Origin of the sequence: Promicromonospora sp. NFX87, from assembly GCF_048564965.1 — a bacterium.
In the GTDB taxonomy this organism is placed as follows: Bacteria; Actinomycetota; Actinomycetes; order Actinomycetales; family Cellulomonadaceae; genus Promicromonospora.
Map to the genome: position 1 here is coordinate 426181 of NZ_CP183413.1, position 24193 is coordinate 450373.

The window sequence follows — 24193 nt, forward strand, 5'->3', positions numbered from 1 at the left end:
CGGAGGTGTACTGACGGGTTCGTCTACCTTCCGTTCGCGCGTCCGACCTGTTCACCCAGCGGTCGGTCTGCGTTGGGTTCGCCGCCACCCCGGGGTTTCCACATCCCGACGTCGTGGGGGAGAATGTGATCCGTGGTCATCCGGAACGCCCGATTCGTCCCGCACCACCGATCTGCGTCCGCTGCGGCTCTGCTCGCGGCAGCCGCCCTCGTCCTCGCCGGCTGCACGGTGCCGACGGCCGAGGGTGTCGACGGCAGGACGGGGGAGAACTTTCAGGTCCGTGAACCGTCCGGGCCGGCACTCGTGCTCGACTCGACGGACCCCGCAGAGCTCGCGCTCACCGCGAGCCAGGCCTTCTTCCACGCCTCTCCCGTAGCCGTGTTCGCATCGGCCGACGACGACGACGCGCGCTCGACCGCCGCGGCCACCGGTGCCGCCGTCACCGCCCCCGTGCTCCTCACCGACGGCGGCGTCTCGGACGACAACCTCGTCACGGAGCTCGAACGGCTCGGCGCGAGCACCGTCGTCGTCATCGGTGACGAGGCGGCGGTCGCCGCCGCCGGGGAGGCCACCGGCAAGGCAGACGTGGTCCGGTTCGACCCGGGTGCGCTGAGCGCGGCCGCCGAGGCTGCCGCCTCCGCCGGCCGTGGCGGCGATGACGACAAGAAGCAGAACGTGACCAAGGTCCAGATACCCACCGCTGACCGCCTCGACGCGAGCAAGGTGGACGGGCTGCGCGCGAAGATCCCCGACGTCGCGGACCCGGAGCTGCTGCAGGAGATCCTCGTGGCGGTGGACCCGAAGCTCGGGCAGGAGGCGGCGATCGGCACGGCGCTCGCCGCCGGAGCCGTCCCGGTGACGGTCCCGGGCGGCAGCATCGTCGCCGGACCGGAGACCGTCGAGACCATCCGCACCCTCCAGCCGCTCGGCGTGGTCGGGATCGGCAGCGAGTTCGGCTCGGCCGACGACCTGGGCTGGCAGGTGGCCGTGGCGACGTCGGGCACGACGCTGCCCGACGGCGCGCTGCAGCTGTTCCCCGGCCGGTACGTGTCGACGTCGTACACCGTGCCCGCCGGTTCCACCGACCCGGCCGCCGACGCTGCCGGCGCCGTGGCCGGAGCCGCTGCCAACGGCGAGCTGCTGGGCGGCACGCCCCTGGTCACCGTCACCGCGAGCGTGCGGTCCGGCGCGGCGGGGGAGGACGGCGACTACGTCGACGAGCAGCCGCTGGAGCTGCTCACCCCGGCGGTCGACGCGATCCGCGAGGCAGGCCAGCCCGTGCTGCTCGACGTCGCGCCCGGCAACAAGCCGCTGGCCGCGAAGCTCAAGGAGATCGAGCCGCTGCTGGCCAAGCCGGGCGTCGGCCTGTCGGTGCACCCGGAGTTCCGGATGGCCGGCGACGGCGCGGAGGCGGGCGCTGTGCCCGTCGCGGAGCTGCAGGCGGTGGTCGACCGGCTTGCCGCGATGGCGACGGCGCGCAGCCTGCCGCAGATCATGCTGGAGGTCCACCAGTCCACGGCGGCGTCGGTGGTGGACCGGGCGGCCCTGCGGGTCCCGCCGCAGGTGGCGGTCGTCTTCACCGCGGCTGGTCCGGCCGAGGGGCAGGCCACGGCGGACGGCGTGTGGGCCGACGTCGCCGCCGACCTCCCCCAGGGCGCCGTCCTGGGCTGGTCCGCGCCCAGCGCGGTCCCGGCCGATCCCACCAGCATCATGCCCACCGAACCGCTCCTGGGTCTGGTCTCCGCCAGCTGAACCTGCGAAACTGCGGGCAACCATCGGAGCGAAGGGGCCCTAACAATCGTGACCACCGTGAGCAGCGGCGCGGGCATCGTCGCCGACGCCGTCATCCCAGCACCTGTCGAGCTCGAGCCGGCCGAGGGGGTGCTGGACCTCACGACGGTCACCGTCCGCGCGGCTGACGACGCGGTCGCGGACCTCGCGGGCGAGCTCCTCGCCGCCGCCGGCGCCCTGGTGGTGCCGGACGGCGGGGTTCCGGTGACCCTCGTTCCGGACCCCGCAGCGGGCCCCGCCGGCTCCGGCAACCCCGAGCGCTACACGCTGACCGTGACCGCCGACGGCGTGACCGTCGCGGCGCCCGAACGGAGCGGCCTGCTGCACGGTGTGCGCACCCTGCGGCAGCTCGTGAACGCCGGCCGCCGGGAGGCCGGCGGGCCGCTCGAGGTGGGCGCCGTCGTCGTGCGGGACGAGCCGCGGTACGCGTGGCGCGGGCTGTCGCTGGACGTGGTGCGGCACTGGTTCGGGCCGGCGGACCTGCGGGCCGTCGTGGACCTCGTGGGCTCGTACAAGATGAACCGGCTGCACCTGCACCTGACCGACGACCAGGGCTGGCGGCTGGAGATCCCGTCCCGGCCCGAGCTGACGGGGAAGTCGTCGCAGGGCGCGGTGTCGGGCGCGACGGGCGGGTTCCTCACCGCGCAGGAGTACCGCGAGCTGCAGGAGTACGCGGCCGAGCGGGAGATCGTCGTGGTGCCGGAGATCGACGTCCCCGGGCACGTCAACGCGGCGACCCACGCCTACGGGGAGCTCATGCCGTCCGGCGAGCCGACCGACGTCTATGACGGGATCGAGGTCGGCTTCTCGAAGCTGCATCTCGACCTGCCGGCCACCGAGCCGTTCCTGCGGGACGTATTCACCGACGTCGCGCGCATGACGCTGGGGCCGTGGGTGCACTTCGGCGGCGACGAGGTGCTGGTGATGCAGCCCGAGGAGTTCGGCCGGTTCGTGGTGCTGTGCCAGGAGATCATCGGCGGTGCGGGCAAGACGCCCGTCGCCTGGCAGGAGGCCGGGGGCTCCGCGCACGGCGACCAGGCGGCGGCCGCGGCGCTGGCGGGCACGTCTGCGGCGTCGGGCGCTGATGCCGCCGCGTCCGACGGCGAGGAGCCCGCGCTCGTCCGGCCCGGCACGATCCTGCAGTACTGGGACACCCGGCCGGACCACGCGCCGTTCGTGCGCGCCGCGCAGGCCGGTGCGAAGTTCGTGATGTCCCCGGCCGACCGGGCCTACCTCGACATGAAGTACACGCCCGAGCATCCGCTGGGCCAGAGCTGGGCGGCGTTCGTCGAGCTGCACGACTCCTACGACTGGGACCCGGCGGCCCTGATCGACGGCCTGCCCGGGTCGGCGATCGAGGGTGTCTCGGCCGCCGTCTGGACCGAGACCCTGGAGAGCCGCGACGACCTGTTCTCGATGCTGCTGCCCCGGCTCGCCGCGGTGGCCGAGACCGCGTGGTCGCAGCCGCAGGCGAAGGACTGGGAGTCGTTCCGCGCCCGCGTAGCGGTCGAGGCGGCCACCTGGCGGCGCGAGAACGCGGCCTACCACCCCACCCCCCAGATCGACTGGTGACGTCGCCGAAGTAGAGCGCCTGTCCGGACGCCCGCTCTACTTCGCCAACAGGCCGTCGGCGAAGTAGAGCGGGCGTCCGGACAGGCGCTCTACTTCGCGGGCTTCGCGGGGCGGGCGGCCAGGGCGGCCGCGTAGAGGTCGCGTTTTGGGACGCCTGCCGTCTCCGCCACCTCGGCCACCGCCGCCTTGAGCCGTTCACCGGCCGCGACCCGTTCCAGGACCTCGCCCACCACGTCGTCCACGCTCGCCTGCACCTCGGGCGCGCCGCTGACCACCACGCAGATCTCGCCGCGGAGCTGCTCCGCCGCCGCCCGCCCGGCGAGGTCCGCCAGCGGCCCGCGCAGCACCTCCTCGTAGGTCTTGGTGAGCTCCCGTGCGACGGCGGCGGGCCGGGTCTCCCCGAACGCGACGGCCATGGCGGCCAGCGTCTCCGCGATCCGGTGCGGCGCCTCGAAGAACACCATGGTGCGCGGCTCGGTGGCCAGGGCGCCGAGCGTCCGGGCGCGGTCGCCGGCCTTGCGCGGCAGGAAGCCCTCGAAGGTGAAGCGGTCGGTCGGCATGCCGGAGAGCGCCAGCGCCGTCAGCACCGCGCTCGGTCCCGGTGCCGCCGTGACGCGCAGGTCGCGCTCGATGGCGCGCTCCACGATCCGGTACCCGGGGTCCGAGACGGAGGGCATCCCGGCGTCGGTCACGACCACCACCGTGCCGCCCCCGGCGACCACGTCGAGCAGCTCGTCGGCCCGTGCCGTCTCGTTGTGCTCGTGGTAGCTGGTCACCCGGCCGCGCACCTCGACCCCGAGCCGGCCGACCAGCCCGTGCAGACGGCGGGTGTCCTCCGCGGCCACGACGTCGGCCTGGGCCAGCAGGCGGATCAGCCGCGGTGAGGCGTCCTCCGTGTTGCCGATCGGCGTGGCGGCCAGGACGAGGGAGCCGGCCTCGGGCGCGGGCCCGGGAACCAGGGACGGTTCGGTCATGAACCACAGGGTCCCACGCTCTATGCTGGCCCGGTGTCTCAGCAGCCTGACGCCACAGGAGCGCATTTCGCCGCAACGGAGCAGGCTCTGCCCGGAACGTACGGCGCGCACATGCGCCGGGAGGCCGTCGCCGGCCACGTGACGCGCACCGGGTCGTTCCCCGCCGTCGGACAGCGGGCTGCGGAGCCTGAACCCCCGGTGCGCGACCAGCTCCTGCGCGATCTCCTGGGCGAGCGCCGCCTCGCGCTCGGGCGGACCGTCTCCGACCGGTTCTGGGGCGTGCTCGGCGCGCTCGTCGTGACGGCGATCGCCGCCGGAGCGCGGCTGTGGGAGCTCGGGCGCCCCGGCAAGCTGGTCTTCGACGAGACCTACTACGTCAAGGAGGGCTGGTCGCTGGCCAGCCTCGGCTTCGAGGCGGCGTGGCCCGACGAGCCGAACCCGGCGTTCGAGGCGGGCGACGTCAGCTCGTACAAGACCGACGAGGCCGAGTACGTGGTCCATCCGCCGGTCGGCAAGTGGATGATCGCCATCGGGATGCGCCTCATGGGCGGGGCGCAGGACCCGATGCACTGGCGCATCGCCAGCGCCGTGATCGGCATCCTGGCCGTGCTGCTGATGGTGCGGATCGCCCGGCGCATGTTCTCGTCCACCATGCTGGGTCTGGTCGCGGGCCTCCTGCTCGCGGTAGACGGCGAGGCGATCGTGCACTCGCGCACCGGCCTGCTGGACCAGTTCCTCATGTTCTGGGTCCTGGTCGCGTTCGGCTGCCTGGTGCTGGACCGGGAATGGGCCCGACGGCGGCTCGCCGACCGCGTCGCGCAGATCGTCGACGCCGGCGGGGCGATCGGTAAGTACGGTCCGCGGCTCGGGTTCCGCGGCTGGCGGTTCGCGGCCGCGGTGTCGCTGGGCCTCGCGTGCGGCGTCAAGTGGTCGGGCCTGTACTTCGTGGCGGCGTTCTGCCTGCTCACGGTGATCTGGGACATGACGGCGCGGCGCACCGCGGGCGTCGAGCGCTGGTGGGAGGACGCGCTGGTGGTCGACGCCGTCCCTGCCGCCCTGATCATGCTGCCCACCGTGGTCGCCGTCTACATCGCGTCCTGGTCCGCGTGGTTCGCGCACCCGAAGTCGTACCTGCGCAACTGGGCCGAGGTGAACGGCGTCGCACCGCCGACCTGGTGGCCCGACTGGGGCTGGGCGCAGGGCGCCTGGGAGGCCGGGCGGTCGCTGTGGGAGTACCACCACATGATGTGGGACTTCCACACGGGCCTGGACTCGGACCACAACTACGCGTCGCACCCGCTGGGCTGGATAGTGCAGTGGCGTCCGACGTCGTTCTACTGGGACAAGTACGCGCCGGGTCAGGGCCCCTGCCCCGCCGACGCCGTGGGCGACTGCGCGACCGCCGTGACGTCGCTCGGCAACCCGCTGTTGTGGTGGCTGGGCGCGGTGGCGATCCCCATCGTGCTGGTGCTCGCCATCCGGTTCCGCGACTGGCGCGGCGCCGCGGCCCTGACGGGGATCGCCGCGGGCTGGCTGCCCTGGTTCCAGTACTCCTGGCCGCTGGCCGACCGGACCATCTTCACCTTCTACACGATCGTGTTCACGCCGTTCGTGATCCTGACCCTCGTGTACCTGCTGGCCGTAGGGATCGAGCGGACCTCGCGCAGGAGCGGTGACCGGCGCATCGTGTGCTGGCTCGCGGCCGTGGTGGTGGTGCTGATCGTGGGCGTGAGCGTGCTCTACTACCCGATCTGGACGGCGATGCCGGTGCCGTACGACTACTGGCAGCGGCTCATGGTGCTACCCAGCTGGATCTGACGCCCTCGTCGGTCGAGCTTGTCCTCGTTGGTCGAGCTTGTCGAGACCGGTCGACAAGCTCGACCGACGGGTCGCGGGATCAGACGGCGGACGAGTCGCGCAGGTCCACGCCCGCGGCCGTCAGCTCCCTCTCCGCGACCTCGCCCTGCGCCTCCGACACGGGAATCGTCAGGTCGGTCAGCACCCGGGCCGCCAGGCCCGCGCGGCGGGCGTCGAGCGCGGTGTGCTTGACGCAGTGCGACTCCACGAGACCGACGACGTCGACGGCGGTGATCCCGGCGTCCTCCAGGACCGTCGCGAGGGTGCGCCCTTGCTCGTCCGCGCCCTCGAAGCCCGAGTACCCGTGCGAGTACTGGCCCTTCTTGAGCCGGACGTCCGGCTCGAGGTCGGCCAGCGCAGGGTGCAGCTCGGCGTTGGGCGTGCCGGCGATGCCGTGGGGCGGCCAGGAGTCGACGAAGTCCGGGTTCTCGCTGAAGTGCTCGCCCGGGTCGATGTGCCAGTCCTGCGTGGTCACCACGGTGGCGTACCGGTCGCGGTGGGCCGCGGCGTAGGCCGCGACGCGGTGCGCTATCTCGTTCGCGCCCTCGGTGGCGAGCTCGCCGCCCTCGCAGAACGTGGGCTGGACGTCGACGACAACGAGGGCCCGCCGCTCACTCCCGACCTCGCTGATACTCATCCCCCAACTCTGCCACTGAGCTCCCAGTGACGGGAACGGCGAGTGATCGGTAGTTCGTCACATGATCGGCACCTCGGAATGCCGATCACCTGACATTCTGCCGACCATTCGTCCTCGTGCGGTGCTTGGATGGGGGCGTGGATCTCGTCGCTCGTTCTGCTGCCAGCTCTGCGTCGCGCCTGGTCGTCGCGGGGGTGGCGCTGCTGCTCGTGGGGTGTACCGGTGCGCCCGAACCGGGGGTCGTGTCGCCGAGCCCCACCGCCTCGGCGAGCGCGGCGCCGTCGGGCGCGACACCGTCAGGCGCGGACGCCTGGGACGGGCAGGTGACTGCCGACGTCGAGGTCATCGCGGAGGAGCTTCCGGTTCCGTGGGGCCTCGCGCCGCTGCCTGGTGGACGATTTCTCGTCACCATGCGGGACGACGCGACGCTCGCTGTGGTGCACCCGACCGGCGACGTCGAGCCGCTCGCCGGGTCCGGGGGAGCGCAGGAGCTCGCCGACCAGACCGTGGCCGACGGCGAGGGCGGGCTCCTGGGCGTGGCCGTGGACCCGGAGGACGCCGGTCCGGTGATCACCGTCTTCCTGTACCGCACGGGGGAGACGGACAACGCCGTGCTACGGGCCGAGCTGGACCTTGACAGCGGAGTCCTGCGCGACCTCACGACCGTCCTCGACGGCATCCCCAAGGCCTCGAACCACAACGGCGGCCGGATAGCGCTCGGGCCGGACGGCTACCTGTACGTCGCGACGGGCGACGCCGGTGACCCCGCCAACGCGCAGGACCCGGAGTCGCTGGCCGGCAAGATCCTGCGCATCACGCCCGACGGCGAGCCCACACCCGGCAACCCGGACGCGGGCTCGCCGGTGTGGTCGATGGGCCACCGCAACGTGCAGGGCCTCGGCTGGGACCCCAGCGGGCGGATGTTCGCCGGTGAGTTCGGCCAGGACGAGCTCGACGAGCTGAACGTCATCGAGCCCGGCGGCAACTACGGCTGGCCCGAGGTCGAGGGCCCGGGCGACGAGGCCGGGTTCATCGACCCGGTGGCCTGGTGGCCGACGTCGGAGGCCTCGCCGTCGGGCATCGCCGTCACCGGGGAGGCCGTGTACCTGGCCGGCCTGCGGGGCGAGCGCCTGTGGCGCGTGCCGCTGCTCGGGGACGCGTCGGCGGTGGCGGACGGCGAGAGCCCCGGGTTCGGGGAGCCGCAGGCGCTGCTGGAGGGGGAGTTCGGCCGGCTCAGGGCGGTCCACGCGGGGCCCGACGGCGCGCTCTACGTGCTGACGAACAACACCGACGGCAGGGGCGAGCCGACGACGGAGGACGGCCGGGTGGTCGACGACAGGCTGCTGCGGGTCACGCTGACGCCGTGCGAGTGCACAGTTGCAGACGACTAGGGGTGTGGATAGCCTGGATGGCGCGAGCGAGCCGCGTCGTAGGCTCGAAGCATCGTCGAGTCGAGCCCGGAAGGGGTGAACAGGATGTCCGCAGAACCCGGTGCGTACCGGACGGTGCCGCGCGGCTACGTCTACGCCGACCACATCCCGTACGTCACCCCGGACTCGCTCGACGACCTGCGGGGGCCGACGTCGGGTGTGGTGACCGTCGGTCCGCACATCGACACGAGCCTGAGCCCGACGTATGACCTGAGCGATCCCGATCGGCTGTGGAACCTGTACACGAGGGTCGTGCGATCAGGATTCGTTCCTGACCAGGTGAAGTTCCTGGACCGACAGGTGCTGCGGAGGCTCTGGCCGTCGTTGAACCTGCCGGTCAGGTGCCGGAAGATCTGGGAGCAGAAGTTCCCGGAGGGCTTCGGGCGGCGTTCCTGAACGCGGGCTTGTCCGTGCACGACAACCTGATCGGCCGGACCTTCGCGGACTTCAGCGTGACTGACGGTGCTACGCAGCAGACGAGTTCCATCCAGATCGGGGTGAACTACCGGGAGTTCGCGCCGGCGAGGTTCGAGGTCGGGCCGGTCCTGGACGTCCGGGACGCAGTCGCCGGAAAGATGAGTGCGCTGTGGTCCCGGGGAGAGGTGCGTGACTACATAGACATCGACGCGGTAGTGCGTTCGGGACGGTTCTCTCGTGACGAGGTTCTTGCGATCGGTGACAAGCAGGAGGCGCTGCCTTTCGACCGAGCGATGCTCGCAGACCGGTTTCGGGCGGTGGAATCCAGACGTCTCACCGAGTTCGATATGTACGAGGTGGGCGAGACCCGGCGGCTCTCGATCGTCGAGCACTTCCTCGACTGGGCCGACGAGATCGACCCCGCCGTCGTCCGCTGACTGCCGCCACCCGGCGGAGTGATCCAGGGACCACAGCCACCGGCGTATTCCGCTGGGTCCGTGGCTCTAGGATTGGAGAGCAGTTTTCCCGTCCTTACGAATTGGAGCATCCAGCGATGGCTCGCCACCTTGTCACCAGTGCGCTTCCGTACATCAACGGCATCAAGCACCTGGGGAACATGGTCGGGTCGATGCTCCCGGCCGACGTCTACGCCCGGTACCTGCGGCAACGCGGCCACGACGTGCTGTACATCTGCGCCACCGACGAGCACGGCACGCCCGCGGAGCTCGCCGCCGCGAAGGCCGGACAGCCCGTCGCCGAGTTCTGCGCCGGGGCGCACGAGACGCAGAAGGAGATCTACGACGGTTTCGGCCTGACGTTCGACTACTTCGGCCGCAGCTCGTCGCCGCAGAACGCCGAGATCACACAGCACTTCGCGCGGCGTCTGCACGAGAACGGGTTCATCGAGGAGCGCGCCATCCGGCAGGTGTACTCGCCGGTCGACGGCCGGTTCCTGCCCGACCGCTACGTCGAGGGCACCTGCCCGCACTGCGGCTACGACAAGGCGCGTGGCGACCAGTGCGAGAACTGCACCCGCGTGCTGGACCCGACCGACCTGATCAACCCGCGTTCGGCGATCAGCGGCTCCACCGATCTCGAGGTGCGCGAGACGACGCACCTGTTCCTGCTCCAGTCGAAGCTGCAGGGCGAGGTCGAGGCGTGGATCGACGAGAACAGCAAGGAGTGGCCGCTGCTGTCGACGTCGATCGCGCGCAAGTGGCTCGCCGAGGGTCTGCACGACCGTGCGATCACGCGCGACCTGGAGTGGGGCGTCCCCGTCCCGGCCGACACCTGGCCGGAGCTCGCCGCCGACGGCAAGGTCTTCTACGTCTGGTTCGACGCCCCGATCGAGTACATCGGCGCCACCAAGGAGTGGGCGGACGCCGCTGCCGACGGCGAGACCCGGGACTGGAAGTCCTGGTGGTACGAGGCCGCCGACGTCCGCTACACGCAGTTCATGGCCAAGGACAACGTCCCGTTCCACACGGTGATGTTCCCGGCGACGCAGCTCGGCGTCCGCGAGCCGTGGAAGATGGTCGACTACGTCAAGGGCTTCAGCTGGCTGACGTACTACGGCGGCAAGTTCTCGACGTCGCAGCAGCGTGGCGTCTTCACCGACGCCGCCCTGGAGATCCTGCCGGCCGACTACTGGCGGTACTTCCTGATCGCGAACGCGCCGGAGTCCGACGACTCCTCGTTCACGTGGGAGCACTTCGCCGGGACGGTGAACAAGGACCTGGCCGACACGCTCGGCAACTTCGTGAACCGGGTCCTGACGTTCTCCGCCAAGCGGTTCGGGAACACCGTCCCCACCGGCGGTGAGCCCGGTGAGGCCGAGGCGAAGCTCGGGGCAGAGGTCACGCGCCTCCTGACCGAGCTCGAGGAGAACATGGAGGCCCTGCAGTACCGCAAGGCCGCCAACGCCCTGCGGGCGCTCTGGTCGGCCGGCAACGCGTACCTGGTCGAGAAGGAGCCGTGGAAGCAGGTCAAGACGGACGAGGACGCCGCCGCCGTGACCCTGCGTACCGCGATGAACCTGATCCACCTGTACGCCGTGGTCTCCGAGCCGTTCATCCCGGCGAGCGCGGCGACGCTGCGCGGGGTCTTCGCTCTGGACGACGACACCGCGGCCTGGGTGACCCCCGAGGCGGCGGCCGCGCTCTCCGCTGTGCCCGCCGGGGCCAGCTTCACCGTGCCCCCGGTGCTGTTCGCCAAGATCAGCGACGAGGACCTGGAGGGGTACCGCGAGCGGTTCGGCGCGGGGTCGGTGGACTGACCCGAAGATGGCGAAGCGCACGCGGGAGCGCGGATTTCCGGCCGATCCGGAGCCGCTGCCCGTACCCGTCGTGGACAACCACACCCACCTCGACCACATCGGTGCCGTCCTCGCCGAGACGGCGCCGGACGGCGAGCCGGCGGGCCAGGCCTGGCCGCCGAGCGTGGCCGACCACCTGGCCCGCGCGGCGCGTGCCGGCGTGGACCGGGTGGTCCAGGTGGGCTGCGACCTCCCGTCGGCGCGCTGGACTGCCGACCTCCTGACCTCGTTGAGTGCTGGATCTTCGCCCCTTTCAGCGCCTGAGACAGGGCGAAAAGCCAGCACTCAACAGGCCAGGGTGGTGGGGGCGGTCGCCATCCATCCGAACGAGGCGACCCTGCACGCCGGGGTGCTCGAGGTGGGACCGGACGGGCTGACCCCCGAGGTCGAGGAGCACCATGCGGTGAGCCTCGACGACGCCGTCGCGGAGATCGCCGACCTGGCCAAGGGCAACCACCGCATCCGCGCGATCGGCGAGACGGGCATGGACCTGTTCCGCACGGGCCCGCGTGGCGAACAGGCTCAGCGGGCGAGCTTCCGCGCGCACATCGCCCTGGCCAAGGAGCTGGGTCTCGCCCTGCAGATCCACGACCGGGACGCGCACGCCCAGGTCATCGAGGTCCTGCTGGCCGACGGCGCCCCCGAGCGCACCGTCTTCCACTGCTTCAGCGGCGACGCCGAAATGGCCCGCGTCTGCGCCGAGAACGGCTGGTACCTCTCGTTCGCCGGACCGGTCACGTTCAAGGCGAACCACCACCTGCGGGACGCCCTGACGGCGGCGCCGCGGGAGCTGATCCTGCTGGAGACCGACGCCCCCTACCTCACGCCGCACCCGTTCCGGGGACAGCCGAACGCCCCCTTCGCGGCGGCCCACACGGTCCGGGCGATGGCGGCTCATCTCGAAGAGGACCTCGGCACGTTGTGCACCGCCATAACCGCGAACTCGGAGCGGGTCTACGGCAATTGGTGAGAATGGCGCGCTGAGACGAAGAATGCGGTATTTCATTTCATACCCGCACGGCTTTTCCCGGAGAGATTGTTCCGTTACGGTCTGGTGCTCGTGGTGAGGTACGCACGGCCGTGGCTCGCGAGCAGAGCGGCCCGCTGGGTGGTCCGTGGTGCCGTCGTCGGCACGCTCGTCGCTGTGACCGGCGTCTACGTCGCCAACGCGAACGTCCTGACCATCGACTACAACGGCGAGCTCCACACCGTGGGCGTCTACGGGGACACCGTCGGTGAGGCCCTCGCGTCGCAGCACATCCGGCTCGGGCGGGACGACGTCGTACAGCCTGCCGCCACCGCAGGCGTCGCCCAGGGCGGCACGGTGGTGGTCCGGACCAGCCGTGAGGTCACCGTCGAGCTCGACGGCCAGGTCATGACGCTGCGCACCACCGCGGGCACCGTCGGCGAGCTGCTGGCGGCGCTGGGGCCGCGCGGTGACGGTGCGCTCGCCACCGCCTCCCGTACCGCGCGGCTGGACCGCGACCCGGTCCGGTTCTCCACGGTCAAGCAGGTCAACATCGCCGTGGACGGCTCGGTGCTCGAGTTCCACACCACCCAGTCGACGGTCCGCGGCCTGTTCCGTGAGGCGGGTATCACGCTGTCCGACGGCGACGTCACCTCAGTGCCGCCCGACGCCGCGGCGGTCGACGGGATGGTCGTCATGGTCAGCCGCGACGCCTCGTCGTCGCGCACGGTGACCGAGGTGCTCCCGTTCGAGACCGAGACGATCGAGGACCCGAGCCTTCCGGAAGGCTACGAGTCGATCCGCACCGCGGGCGTGGCCGGCGAGGTCAGGGTGACGTATGCGGTGAAGACCGTGGGCGGCGCCGTCGTCGAGCGCACGGAGGTCGAGCGCAAGGTCACCCGGAAGCCGGTGAACGAGGAGCTCGTGGTGGGGACCATGGACGTCGCCACCGCCCCCGTCGATCCCGGCTCCGCCCGGGCGCTGGGTCAGGCGATGGCGGCCGAGCGCGGCTGGGGCGCCGACGAGTTCTCGTGCCTGGACCAGCTCTGGCAGAAGGAGAGCGGCTGGCGCTGGAACGCCGACAACCCCAGCAGCAGCGCGTACGGCATCGCACAGGCGAACCCGGGCTCCAAGATGGCCACGGTCGGCAGCGACTGGCTGACCAACCCGGCCACCCAGATCGAGTGGGGCCTCGGTTACATATCCGGGCGTTACGGAACACCGTGCGGCGCATGGGCGCATTCGGTCGAGATCGGCTGGTACTGATCCGCGTTCTTCCCAAGCGACATTTGGGATATTGCTTGGCGTTCCGGACCCTTTGCTGAACGTATTGCCGCTTTCGGCTTGCATTCGGTAACGGCGGAGTTACCGTCTCAGGGACCGCCGGATCGGTCGGCCGGGCTCGTGCCTCGCGCGGGAGCTGCGTGGGAGGCGCGCCGTCTCGTCTTCCGTGCCCGGACCGCTCGAGGACTGGACTCGCGTGACATCTCCGCATCCGGCTCAGGGCAGCCCCGGACAACAATTCACCAATTCTGAGGCCGACGGCGACGCCGGCGTCACCGATCTTTTCGACGCGCCCTTCTCCGACTCGCCTTTCTTCGGTTCGGCGCAATTCGGCCCGGCGCCGCCGGCGGACGAGGTATTTCCCGCGGGAATGACCGTCGCGGACATTGCCAACACCCGCTCCGAGGTGATGGACACCCTTCCGCCCGGCCACCCTTCCGGCCCGATGCCGGTAGTGGCGACCGACGGCGCAGGGGTCGCGACGGCTCCTCCGCCGCCTCCACCACCGCCGGTACCCGGGCCGCCCAGGCGTCGCCGCGGGGTAGCGGTCCTCGTGGGCGTCGTCACCGTCGCCCTGGTCGGCGCCGGTGGCGTCGCGGTCTACGGGGCGGCCCACAAGACCGTCACGCTCGACGTCGGCGGCGAGGTCACCTCCGTCGAGACCTTCGAGGGTGACGTCGCCGACCTGCTGACCGACCAGGGGGTCGAGGTCACCGGGCGGGACGCCGTGACGCCCGGCCTCGACGCCGCGCTGCGCGACGGCGGCACGGTGGTCGTGCGCTACGGCCACGAGGTCGACGTGTGGGCCGACGGCGGGCAGCGGAGCACATGGGTGACGGCACTCGACGCCGACGAGGCGCTGACCCAGCTCGCGCGAGGAGACGGCACGGTGGTCCTGGTCCCGACGCGGGCCGAGGGCCGGGTGACGCTCCCGATGCAGCTCGACGTCGACGGTCCCGTGCACCTGGCGATCGGCGGGGAGGTGCGGCGGGTGGCCGACGGCTCCGTGCGGCTCGACGAGCTGCTCGCGGCCCAGGATGCCGCCGTCGACAGCGACGACCGGGTATCCGTCCTGCACCGGGACGTGCGCGGGCAGAGCGAGCCGGTGGTGACCGTCCTCGTCAAGGAGGTCAAGGCCACGATCGAGGAGGTCGCCAGCAGGATTCCGTACAAGACGGTGACCACGACCGATCCGGGCCACTACGCGGACCTGGGTCCGTACCTGGCGTCCGAGGGCGCCGACGGCAAGCGGGTGACGGCCTGGGACGTCACCCGGATCGACGGCAAGGTCGTGAGCAAGGAGAAGGTGAACAGCTGGGTCGCGCGGACGCCCGTGGACAAGGTGATCGTGTACGGCACCAAGGAGCGCCCCAAGCCCAAGCCGGAACCGAAGCCCAAGTCGAAGTCCGACACGAGGTCCGACTCGAAGTCGGACTCTAGGCCGGACTCGAAGTCCGGATCGGAGCCCGAGCCGAAGCCGGAACCCGAACCGGATTCCGAGCCGAAGCCCGATTCGACGTCTGATTCCGACTAGCGGCCGGAGAGGCCGCGGAGGGCGCGGGGCGGCGGCCGTGTCGGCGTCGCCCCACGGCCTCCGCGCCTGTCCTGGCCTGCGGAGATCCACTGTCCGCCCGGTCGCGGCCCCTCCTGCGGGCCCCGTTCGGGGCCTCCCACGAGTTGGACGCTTGTCCTGAACGAGTGACCGACAACACAGTTGCAACCCACAAAGATGGTTGGCCGAGCGGTAACAAATCAGTTACTTTCGGTTGTCCTCGCTGGCGCGGGGGTGTCACGTGGTGTAGGCCACGGCACTCCAGTGGTGGCAGGGCGGCACTGGACGCGGAACCTCGCGGGCAGTGTGAGACCGCCGGATCGGCCGGTCGAGACCGCGACGGCTCGTAAGAGCCGCAGGGCCTGTTCGGCCGCTTCGTGGTAGGGAATCTCGCCCCAAACGGGATGCCCGCCTCGCCGCCCGTGCCCGGGACGTCCGACGACTGGACACGAGTGAACCCCCGTTTTGAGCAGCAGAGTTCTGGCTCCATCCCCAGCATCAACTCAGAGTCCGAGGCTGTAGCACCTCAGGACACCCCCTCGAAGCACCGCCGTCGTTGGCCGCTGATCGCCGGCCTCTCGGCCGTCGCGATCGTCGCGTCCGGTTCGGTCGCCTTCGCCGAGGTACAGAAGACCGTCACGTTGGACGTCGACGGCACCACCAAGACCATCACCACCTACGCCGGTTCCGTCGCGGGCATGCTCGAGTCGCAGGGTGTCCGCCTGGGCGAGCGCGACGTCGTCGCCCCCGGAACCGATGCCAAGCTTTCCGACGGCGACCAGGTAGTCGTCCGCTACGCCCGCCAGGTCACCATGACCGACGGCGACGCGGAGCGCGACGTGTGGGTCACCGTCACCGACGCGGGAGAGGCGCTGACGACCCTCGCCGAGCGCGGCGGCGACGTCGCACTGGTGGCGTCCCGCTCCGGCGACCGCGCCTCGCTCCCGCTCCGCCTGAACGACGACGGCCCCGTCGCGGTCGTCGCCGACGGCACCACCCGTGTGGTCGAGGACCACTCGGCGAGCGTCGACGAGGTGCTCGACGGCCTCGAGGTCGAGCTCGACAAGGACGACCTCGTGAGCATCGCCCCGGTGGCCGCCCTGGCGCAGGACAAGGCTATCGCCGCCAAGGACGCGAGGTCCGCCCAGGAGTCGGGCGCCGACGTCGCCATCCAGGTGCAGCGTGTCGAGAGCAAGAAGATCACCAGGAAGGCCAACCTGGACTTCGACACCAGGACCGTCCAGGACGACGACCGCTACGAGGACGAGGACAACCTGGTCCGGGCCGAGGGCGAGCAGGGTGTGCGCACCCGCGTCCTCCTGGTGCGCATGGTCGACGGCGAGATCGTGTCCCGCAAGGAGCTCTCCAACGAGGTCACGAAGAAGCCGGTCGACCGCGTCGTCGTCGAGGGCACCAAGGAGCGCCCCGTCGAGGAGACCTCCGCCAAGGTCGACCCGCCCAGCGGGTCGAGCGACCCGGTGCCTGCGGGCTCTGCCAGGGAGATCGGCCAGCAGATGGCCGCCGCCCGTGGCTGGACCGGCGAGGAGTGGACCTGCCTCGACCTCCTGTGGGAGCGCGAGTCCGGCTGGAACCACCTGGCGGCCAACCCGTCGTCGGGCGCCTACGGCATCGCGCAGGCGCTGCCGGGCGACAAGATGGCCTCCGCGGGTGCGGACTGGGCGACCAACCCGGCCACGCAGATCGAGTGGGGTCTCGGCTACATCGCGGACCGCTACGGCACGCCGTGCGGTGCGTGGGGCCACTCGGAGTCGGTGGGTTGGTACTGATCCAGCCCTAGGTCGCTCTCGTGCTGCGCGCCCTCTCCAGCGGGACTTGCTTCGCTGCGTCCCACCTCCGAGTGCGCTCCGCACGAACGCTCCAGATAGGCTCCCCTGCATGAACGAAACCTCAAACGCCCTGCTCGGTCCCGCGGAGATCCGCGACCTGGCAGGGCGTTTGGGCGTCCGGCCCACGAAGACGCTGGGCCAGAACTTCTTGCATGACGGCGGCACGGTGCGCAAGATCGTGCGGATCGCCGGGCTCGAGCCCGGCGAGCGCGTGGTCGAGGTCGGGCCCGGGCTGGGCTCCCTGACTCTCGGCCTGGTCGAGGCCGGCGCCTCCGTGGTGGCCATCGAGATCGACCGGCTCCTGGCCGGGCAGATCGCCGAGACCGTGCGGGACCGGTTCCCGGACGCCGACTTCGAGGTGGTGCTCTCCGACGCGCTGGACGTCACCACCCTGCCCGGTGCCCCGCCGACGGCGCTCGTGGCGAACCTCCCGTACAACGTGGCGGTCCCCGTGCTGCTCACGATGCTGGAGCGGTTCGACTCGCTGGAGCGCGTGCTCGTGATGGTCCAGGCGGAGGTGGCCGACCGGATCGCCGCCGTGCCGGGCTCCAAGATCTACGGCATCCCGTCGGTGAAGGCCGCCTGGTACGCGTCGGCCCGCCGCGCGGGGACCATCGGCCGCAACGTCTTCTGGCCCGCCCCGAACGTCGACTCCGCGCTCGTGTACCTCGAGCGCCGGGAGCCGCCGTCGACCACCGCGCCGCGCGAACGGGTCTTCAAGGTCGTCGATGCCGCGTTCGCGCAGCGCCGCAAGACCCTGCGGGCCGCGCTGTCCGGGCTGTTCGGCTCGGGCGTCGCCGCGGAGGCGGCGCTCCGTGCAGCGGGTGTCGACCCGAGCGCGCGGGGGGAGACGCTGGTGGTCGAGCAGTTCGCGCGCATCGCTGAACAGCTGGGTACGCCTCAGTCGGCGGAGGGGGACGAGTGAGCGGGCGTCTGAGCGCGGCACCGCCGCCGTCGGTCCGGGTTCGTGCACCCGGGAAGGTCAACCTCGCGTTGCGCGTCGGACCGGTCGGGAGCGACGGCTACCACCCGCTGGCGACCATCTTCCAGGCGGTGACCCTGTTCGAGGAGGTCACGGCCACGCTGGCTCCGCCTGGAGCCGGCATCTCGCTGACCGTCTCCGGCCCGCAGGCGGACGACGTCCCCACCGACGAGACGAACCTCGCCTGGCGGGCGGCCGCGCTGCTCGCCGACCGCACGGGGCTCGCGGCCGACGTCGCGCTGCACATCACCAAGGGCGTGCCGGTCGCGGGGGGCATGGCCGGCGGATCCGCCGACGCCGCTGCCGCGCTCCTGGCCTGCGACACGCTCTGGGAGGCCGGGGTGCCGCGCTCCGAGCTGGTGGAGATCGCCGCCGAGCTCGGCGCGGACGTGCCGTTCTCGCTCCTGGGGCACACCGCCGTCGGCACGGGGCGGGGTGACCTGCTGACACCGGCGATGACCCGCGGGGAGTTCCACTGGTGCTTCGGCACGCAGCGCGTCGGTCTGTCGACGCCCAGCGTGTTCCGGCGGTTCGACGAGCTGGCCGGCCCGTCGACGCCCACCGTCGCGCCCGCCGACGACACCGAGCTGATGCACGCGCTCCGGGCCGGGGACCCCGTGGCGCTCGGCAAGGCGCTGCACAACGACCTGCAGGCGCCGGCGCTGGATCTGCGGCCCGAGCTCGCCGAGGTGCTGGACGTCGCCACCGAGTCGGGGGCGCTGGGCGTGATCGTGTCCGGGTCCGGGCCCACGGTCGCCGCGCTGGGGCGCTCCCGGCAGCACGCGCTGGCGCTGGGCGCCGCGTGGACGGCGGCCGACGTCGTGGACGCCGTCTGGTGCGCGAGCGGCCCCGCGCCGGGCACGCAGATCGTCACCTCGATCACCCGCTGACCCGCCGCGCCCTGGTCCTACCTCGGCGGGGAGGTCAGTAGGCGATCTGGGGGACGAAGACGTTCGTCAGGTGCGTGTGCGCCGTGATCCAGCGCGTGCGGCGCGCCACCGTGCTGCTCTCGGTGGTCAGCACGCACTCGACCACCCGCTCGACGGAGCCCGTCATCGCGGCCAGCGCCTGCGCGGCGTTGATGCCCCACTCCTCCAGCAGGACCTGCGCGCCGGCGCCCTGGGTGAGCTGGAGCGGTGTGCTCGCCCGCCGGGCGAACGCGACGAGCGAGTCCTTGTGCGCCGCGGGGATGTCGCCCTCGACCATCGCGCAGGCCAGGTCGGGGAGCAGCCCTGCCGCCGCGACCACTGCCGCCGCCACCGGACCGCTGCCCAGCACCGCGACCCGTGACGGGTCCACGCTCGGGAGGGTCCGCAGCGCCTGCACCGCCCGCACGGCGTCGGTGAAGACGACGCGGTTGTACGGGTCGTCGAGGTCGTCCGGAGGCAGCTCGACCACGAGGTGCGCGAACCCGCCCGACGCGAGCCACTCGAGGTCCCGGTCCGCCGTCCGGTCGGCGGGCCGCAGCTCGACCAGGCCGGGCAGCGTGCTGCCGGCGCCGGTCGGGGTGATGAGCCGACCCGGCACGGGGTATCCCTCGAACCCGGCGAACGTCACTGCGTCGACCGTGAGGTCCCGGGCCCGGGCGGAGGCAGCCGACAGCACCGGCGCGACCTCGATGTCGCGGTGCGCGGCGAGCGTCTGCAACCAGAACGCGTCGAAGTTCACGGGCTCGTCGGTGGCCGGCGGCGCTGCCGGCGCCACCGCGACGAGCGGCAGGTCGTAGTCAGGCACGGGGAAACCTCCGGGGATGAACGTGCGCTGCGGAGCCTACCGCCCGGGCGCGACAGGCAAATTTCCGGTCTATGCCCGGGCCTCCCGTCAGATGATCTTGCCCAGCCACGAGAGCTTGCGCGGGAACCGGTAGTCCCCGCCGCCCTCGTGGTTGTTGTACGGGTAGACATCCATCTCCTTGACCACCGGTTCGGCCTGGTCGGGCGCCCAGTTGTTGAACGCCGCGTACACCGTGGACGGCGGGCAGGTGGCATCCATGAGCGCCACCGAGAACAGGCATGCCGCGCGGGCCCGACGGGAGAACGACACCCCGTCCAGATAGGAGAAGGTGCGCCAGACCTGCGCCTCGACCTCCGGGTCGCGGTATACGGACAGGTACTTCGTGATCTCGCCGTACGGGAACGAGTCAGTGATCGACACCGCGCGGCGGTAGTGGGTCAGGAACGGCACGTCGGGCATCGCGGCGACGACGTCGGGCACCAGCCCGGCCACCGCGAGACTGATGCCGCCGCCCTGGCTCCCGCCGCTCACCGCCACCCGCAGCGGGTCCAGACCGGGGATCGCGCGCACGGCGTCGACGGCCCGCGCACCGTCGGTGAAGACGCGGCGGTAGTAGTGCTCGTACGGGTCGAGCACGCCGCGGGTCATGAACCCCGGGGTCGCGGGGCCGGAGCCCACCGGGTCCGGCGTCGCCCCGCCCGCGCCCCAGCCAGAGCCCTGCCCGCGCGTGTCCATGCGCAGGTGCGCATAGCCGGCGGCGGCCCAGTGGATCTTCTCGTGCGGCAGGCCCCGCCCACCGCCGTAGCCCTCGTACTCGACCACCACGGGCAGGTCGCCGTCCGCGTGCGCGGGGCGCGTGAGCCACGCCTTGACGGGATGCCCGCCGAAGCCGGGGAACGTCACGTCGTCGACCACCACCTCGGTGAGCCCGACGTCGATGCGCTCCACCTGCGGCGCCTCGTCGAACGTGCGCGCCTCGGCCAGGGTCGTCGACCAGAACTCGTCGAAGTCGGCGGGCTCGTCCACCTCGGGGAGATACCTCTCGAGATCGGACAGCGGCATGTCGAACTGGGCCACGTGGATGCTCCTCGGCGTAGTCGTCAGCGGGGCCGACGGCGGAGTCGGCGGGCACGATCGCCGTCGACGGTGGACAGCGTAACCGCGGCGTCCGACATCGAACAGATACCGATCCGGGCCCTCCGGGCGAGACAGAACAACGGCTCGTGTCCGGCCCCCGGCCCGCGGCGAACTAGGCTGCTTGGGTGGCACATCTTCTCGGCGCGGACGGCATCGCGCTGACCATCGGCACTCGCACCCTCCTGTCCGAGGTCTCCCTCGGGCTCGACGACGGCGACCGCGTCGGCGTGGTCGGCCCCAACGGAGCCGGCAAGTCGACCCTCCTGCGCATCCTCACCGGCACGTCGCAGCCCGACGCCGGACGGGTCACCAAGGTGGGCGGCACGGTCCTCGGCATGCTCGACCAGCGGGACGAGCTCGACGCGGAAGCGACGATCCTCGACGTCGTGCACGGCGACGCGGAGACGCACGTCTGGGCGTCCGACGCCCGGGTCCGCCAGGTGCAGGAAGGCCTGCTCGCCGACCTCGCCTGGGACGCCCCGGTCGCCAAGCTCTCCGGCGGCCAGCGCCGGCGCGTGGCGCTCGCGGCCCTGCTCGTGCAGGACCCGGACGTGCTGCTGCTCGACGAGCCCACCAACCACCTCGACGTCGAGGGCGTGGCCTGGCTCGCCGCCCACCTCCGCGAGCGGTACGGCCGCCCCGGGGCGACCGGCGCGCTGGTGGTCGTGACGCACGACCGCTGGTTCCTCGACGAGGTCTGCACGCGCATGTGGGAGGTGCGCGGCGACGGCACCGGCGCCATCGACGGGTACGAGGGCGGCTACGCGGCCTACATCCTGGCGCGCGCCGAGCGGGCGCGGCAGGCCGCGACCGCCGCGGAGAAGCGGGACAACCTGCTGCGCAAGGAGCTCGCCTGGCTCCGCCGCGGGGCCCCGGCCCGTACGTCCAAGCCGAAGTTCCGGCTCGACGCCGCGTCCGCGCTGATCGACGACGAGCCGCCGCCGCGCGACTCGATGGAGCTCACCCGGATGGCGACGCGGCGGCTCGGCAAGGACGTGCTGGACCTGGAGTCGGTCTCGCTCGAGCTCGGCGGCAAGGTCCTGTTCGACGACGTGACCTGGCGCCTCGGCCCCGGGGACCGGTACGGCGTGGTCGGCGTCAACGGTGCGGGCAAGACCACGCTGCTCGCGCTGCTCGCCGGCCGCCGCGAGCCCGGCTCGGGCCGCGTCAAGCGCGGCAAGACGATCCACGTCAAGGAGCTGACGCAGGACGTCTCCGAGCTGGACGAGCTCGGGCGGCTGACGGCGGTCGAGGTGATCGAGTCGGAGAAGGGCCGGGTCGTCGTCGACGGCAAGGAGCTCACGGCCTCGCAGCTCACCGAGAAGCTCGGCTTCACGCGCGAGCGCGCGTACACGCCGGTGAAGGACCTGTCCGGCGGCGAGCGGCGTCGGCTGCAGCTGTTGCGCCTGCTGGTGGCCGAGCCCAACGTGCTGCTCCTCGACGAGCCCACCAACGACCTCGACACCGACACGCTCGCCGCGGTCGAGGACCTGCTGGACGGCTGGCTCGGCACGCTGATCGTGGTCTCGCACGACCGGTACCTGCTGGAACGGGTGGCGGACCGGCAGGTCGCGCTGCTCGGCGACGGGACGATCCGCGACCTGCCCGGCGGGGTCGAGGAGTACCTGCGGCTGCGGGCAGCGGCCAAGGCCGCCGGCGCCTCCGCCTCGGGCACCCCCGCAGGCGGCGGCGGTGCGTCGGGCGGTTCGGCCGCCGGGAGGACGACGTCGGGCACGGCTGCGGTGTCGGGCGGCGACGCAGGGGGAGAGGCGCTCAACCAGCGCGACATCCGGGCCGCGAAGAAAGAGGTCTCCCGAATCGAGCGCCGTCTTGCGAAGATTGCCCAGAAGGAGGCCGAGCTGCACGAAACAATCGCACAGCAGGCCACGGACTACCAGGCTGTCGCTCGGCTGGACGCGGAGCTCCGCGACCTGGTGAGCGAGCGCGACGAGCTCGAGGCGGCCTGGCTGGAAGCGGCGGAGGTGGCGGGATGACCGACAACGATCTGGCACCGCTCGACGGGGTGGACCGAGCGCTCGTGGACGCGCTGCGCAAGGACGGGCGCACGACGCTCGCGGTGCTGTCCGAGATCTCGGGGCTGTCCCTGTCGGCGGTGCAGGTGCGGGTGCGGAAGCTCGAGGCGCGTGGCGTCATCACGGGCTATCGAGCGGTGGTGAACCCGGAGGCGGTCGGGCTGCCGCTCTCCGCGTTCGTGGAGATCACGCCCCTGGACCAGGCGCAGGAGGACGACGCGCCCGAACGCCTGCGGGGCATGCCGGGCATCGAGTCCTGCTACTCGGTGGCGGGCAACGCGAACTATCTGCTCACGGTCCGGGTGGCCTCGCCGAGGGCGCTGGAGGAGCTGCTCGGGCGCATCCGCCGCACGGCGAAGGTCTCGACCCGCACCACCGTGGTGCTGCAGACCTACTTCGAGGGTCAGACGACCGAACCGGCCTGACGGCCGGCGCCCGGGTCGAGCCGGGCGAGGAGTCCCGCAAGCGTCTGGCGGTCCTCCGCGGTCAGGCCGCCGACCAGCTCTTCTTCGTGCGTGAGCAGGTCGCGGACCGCGCGCTCCACGAGCTCGTGCCCGGCGGCGGTCAGCGTCACGGCCGTCGTACGGGGTGGCGAAGGCGGCGGTCCAGGCGTGGACCGCGGGGCTGTCCGCGTCGGTCGGCCCGCGCGGGATCACCGCGAACTGCGTGGCACCCGGCTACATCGCCGAGACCGGCTACTTCAAGGACCGCCTCACCGAGGAGCGGCGCGACCGGCTCGTCGCCGCCACGCACGACGGCCGCCCCGGCCTGCCCGACGACGTCGCCGCGCTGGTCTCCTTCCTCGCCTCACCGGGCGCGCGCCACATCACCGGCCAGACCCTGCACGTCAACGGCGGCGCCCATACGACGCGCTGAGTCACGGCGGATCATCCGGCCCCGGCGCTCCTAGCCTTGCTCCAGGCTCGTGGCGACCGTAACGCTCGTCGCGACCGTAACTCCGGGGGATACGGTCGCTCCGGGCCTGGTGAACGGAAGTCAGTTGGGCTCGGCGGCCTACTAGCCCTTGTTTTCTCCCGGTGCGTCGCTTCCGTCTTTTAAGGGCGGATTGTTACGCTCGCGCTCGCCAGTACATCGCCCGGCCCGGCGTCGGGCCGACGAAGGAGCGCCGAGGGAATGCCCACCACCCGAACCTGGCTGCAGGCGGGCGGTGGCACCGTCGCAGCCGCCCTGATCGTCGCCGCCGTGGTGCAGGCGATGAACTCGAGCGCGATGTGGGTGTCCAACGACCCCGTCGGCGAGTGCGGCCAGACGTCCGGCGGCGCGGTGGTCGCGGCGCAGAACGTGCTGTCGGCGGGCACCGGTCTGGAGCCGGTCGACGGGTCGTGGGACGCCGAGTCGGAGGTCGCGGCCAAGGCGTTCCAGGCCTACAACGGCCTGCCGGTGAACGGCTGCGTCGACACCAGCACATGGCTTACCATGCGTGCCTACCTGATCTCCCTGTGCGACCCGGAGTTCGACTGCCGGGGGCCCGACCACCGCGTGCGGTACGCCGCGCCGGGCGGCGCGCGGGAGGCCTTCTTCGCCGACAACGAGTGCGACTGGGGCTCCTACGTGCTGCCGGGCGTCGCAGCCAGCCCTGTCACGTCGAACAAGATCACCGCGCTCTCGCGGGACGCGGTGGTCGAGATCGAGTGCGAGAGCTGA

22 protein-coding genes are annotated in these 24193 nt (G+C 71.8%); 17 read left to right on the forward strand and 5 right to left on the reverse strand.

Features of this window, described 5'->3' with window-relative positions:
- The first annotated feature begins 132 nt into the window (after nt 1–132).
- Both ACNYC2_RS02100 and ACNYC2_RS02105 read left to right on the forward strand, forming a co-directional pair.
- Complete coding sequence (locus ACNYC2_RS02100; protein WP_419705468.1) at nt 133–1752, forward strand: hypothetical protein; 1620 nt, start codon at nt 133–135, stop codon at nt 1750–1752.
- A 48-nt stretch (nt 1753–1800) separates the two neighbouring features.
- Nucleotides 1801–3363, forward strand: coding sequence for a family 20 glycosylhydrolase (locus ACNYC2_RS02105; protein WP_419705469.1), 1563 nt, complete (start codon nt 1801–1803; stop codon nt 3361–3363).
- Nucleotides 3364–3452: 89 nt separating this feature from the next.
- Here ACNYC2_RS02105 and rsmI read toward each other — a convergent pair whose 3' ends face one another.
- Complete coding sequence (rsmI, locus tag ACNYC2_RS02110; RefSeq protein ID WP_419705470.1) at nt 3453–4337, reverse strand: 16S rRNA (cytidine(1402)-2'-O)-methyltransferase; 885 nt, start codon at nt 4335–4337, stop codon at nt 3453–3455.
- A 33-nt stretch (nt 4338–4370) separates the two neighbouring features.
- Here rsmI and ACNYC2_RS02115 point away from each other — a divergent pair, with 33 nt between their 5' ends.
- The gene (locus ACNYC2_RS02115; RefSeq protein WP_419705471.1) at nt 4371–6155 is read left to right on the forward strand and encodes a dolichyl-phosphate-mannose--protein mannosyltransferase; all 1785 of its coding nucleotides are present in this window, start codon (nt 4371–4373) and stop codon (nt 6153–6155) included.
- A 79-nt stretch (nt 6156–6234) separates the two neighbouring features.
- Here ACNYC2_RS02115 and ACNYC2_RS02120 read toward each other — a convergent pair whose 3' ends face one another.
- Entirely contained in the window at nt 6235–6831 is a 597-nt protein-coding gene (locus ACNYC2_RS02120) for an isochorismatase family protein (protein ID WP_419705472.1), read from the reverse strand.
- Nucleotides 6832–6968: 137 nt separating this feature from the next.
- Between ACNYC2_RS02120 and ACNYC2_RS02125 the strand changes: the two genes are divergently transcribed.
- From ACNYC2_RS02125 to ACNYC2_RS02170, 10 genes are all read left to right on the forward strand, one after another.
- Nucleotides 6969–8222 carry a PQQ-dependent sugar dehydrogenase gene (locus tag ACNYC2_RS02125; protein WP_419705473.1) on the forward strand — a complete coding sequence of 418 codons (1254 nt, stop codon included), beginning with the start codon at nt 6969–6971 and terminating at the stop codon, nt 8220–8222.
- Nucleotides 8223–8306: 84 nt separating this feature from the next.
- Nucleotides 8307–8657 (forward strand): hypothetical protein, encoded by a 351-nt coding sequence (locus ACNYC2_RS02130; protein WP_419705474.1) that lies wholly within the window; start codon nt 8307–8309, stop codon nt 8655–8657.
- A 56-nt stretch (nt 8658–8713) separates the two neighbouring features.
- Nucleotides 8714–9115, forward strand: a complete 402-nt coding sequence (locus ACNYC2_RS02135; protein WP_419705475.1) for a hypothetical protein — start codon at nt 8714–8716, stop codon at nt 9113–9115.
- A 116-nt stretch (nt 9116–9231) separates the two neighbouring features.
- Nucleotides 9232–10953, forward strand: coding sequence for a methionine--tRNA ligase (gene metG / locus ACNYC2_RS02140; protein ID WP_419705476.1), 1722 nt, complete (start codon nt 9232–9234; stop codon nt 10951–10953).
- A gap of 7 nt (nt 10954–10960) precedes the next feature.
- Entirely contained in the window at nt 10961–11962 is a 1002-nt protein-coding gene (locus ACNYC2_RS02145; protein WP_419705477.1) for a TatD family hydrolase, read from the forward strand.
- A gap of 93 nt (nt 11963–12055) precedes the next feature.
- Nucleotides 12056–13225 carry a ubiquitin-like domain-containing protein gene (locus tag ACNYC2_RS02150; protein ID WP_419705478.1) on the forward strand — a complete coding sequence of 390 codons (1170 nt, stop codon included), beginning with the start codon at nt 12056–12058 and terminating at the stop codon, nt 13223–13225.
- Between the two features lie 214 nt (nt 13226–13439).
- Nucleotides 13440–14777 (forward strand): G5 domain-containing protein, encoded by a 1338-nt coding sequence (locus ACNYC2_RS02155; protein ID WP_419705479.1) that lies wholly within the window; start codon nt 13440–13442, stop codon nt 14775–14777.
- Nucleotides 14778–15247: 470 nt separating this feature from the next.
- Nucleotides 15248–16582: a ubiquitin-like domain-containing protein gene (locus ACNYC2_RS02160; RefSeq protein WP_419705480.1), complete on the forward strand. Its 1335-nt coding sequence runs from the start codon at nt 15248–15250 to the stop codon at nt 16580–16582.
- Between the two features lie 109 nt (nt 16583–16691).
- The gene (gene rsmA, locus ACNYC2_RS02165) at nt 16692–17567 is read left to right on the forward strand and encodes a 16S rRNA (adenine(1518)-N(6)/adenine(1519)-N(6))-dimethyltransferase RsmA (RefSeq protein WP_419705481.1); all 876 of its coding nucleotides are present in this window, start codon (nt 16692–16694) and stop codon (nt 17565–17567) included.
- Entirely contained in the window at nt 17564–18514 is a 951-nt protein-coding gene (locus ACNYC2_RS02170) for a 4-(cytidine 5'-diphospho)-2-C-methyl-D-erythritol kinase (RefSeq protein WP_419705482.1), read from the forward strand. The genes rsmA and ACNYC2_RS02170 overlap by 4 nt, the downstream gene beginning before the upstream one ends.
- 34 nt (nt 18515–18548) lie before the next feature.
- Here the strand turns inward: ACNYC2_RS02170 and ACNYC2_RS02175 are convergent, their stop codons facing one another.
- The gene (locus ACNYC2_RS02175) at nt 18549–19358 is read right to left on the reverse strand and encodes an acetylxylan esterase (RefSeq protein ID WP_419705483.1); all 810 of its coding nucleotides are present in this window, start codon (nt 19356–19358) and stop codon (nt 18549–18551) included.
- Nucleotides 19359–19445: 87 nt separating this feature from the next.
- Nucleotides 19446–20435, reverse strand: coding sequence for an acetylxylan esterase (locus ACNYC2_RS02180; RefSeq protein ID WP_419705484.1), 990 nt, complete (start codon nt 20433–20435; stop codon nt 19446–19448).
- Between the two features lie 185 nt (nt 20436–20620).
- Here ACNYC2_RS02180 and ACNYC2_RS02185 point away from each other — a divergent pair, with 185 nt between their 5' ends.
- Both ACNYC2_RS02185 and ACNYC2_RS02190 read left to right on the forward strand, forming a co-directional pair.
- Nucleotides 20621–22489 (forward strand): ABC-F family ATP-binding cassette domain-containing protein, encoded by a 1869-nt coding sequence (locus tag ACNYC2_RS02185; RefSeq protein ID WP_419705485.1) that lies wholly within the window; start codon nt 20621–20623, stop codon nt 22487–22489.
- Complete coding sequence (locus tag ACNYC2_RS02190; protein WP_116676871.1) at nt 22486–22953, forward strand: Lrp/AsnC family transcriptional regulator; 468 nt, start codon at nt 22486–22488, stop codon at nt 22951–22953. Before ACNYC2_RS02185 ends, ACNYC2_RS02190 begins: the two co-directional genes overlap by 4 nt.
- Here ACNYC2_RS02190 and ACNYC2_RS02195 read toward each other — a convergent pair.
- The gene (locus ACNYC2_RS02195; protein WP_419705486.1) at nt 22932–23102 is read right to left on the reverse strand and encodes a hypothetical protein; all 171 of its coding nucleotides are present in this window, start codon (nt 23100–23102) and stop codon (nt 22932–22934) included. The genes ACNYC2_RS02190 and ACNYC2_RS02195 overlap by 22 nt on opposite strands.
- Before the next feature lie 14 nt (nt 23103–23116).
- Here ACNYC2_RS02195 and ACNYC2_RS02200 point away from each other — a divergent pair, with 14 nt between their 5' ends.
- Complete coding sequence (locus ACNYC2_RS02200; protein ID WP_419705487.1) at nt 23117–23404, forward strand: SDR family oxidoreductase; 288 nt, start codon at nt 23117–23119, stop codon at nt 23402–23404.
- A gap of 258 nt (nt 23405–23662) precedes the next feature.
- Nucleotides 23663–24193, forward strand: coding sequence for a peptidoglycan-binding domain-containing protein (locus tag ACNYC2_RS02205; protein WP_419705488.1), 531 nt, complete (start codon nt 23663–23665; stop codon nt 24191–24193).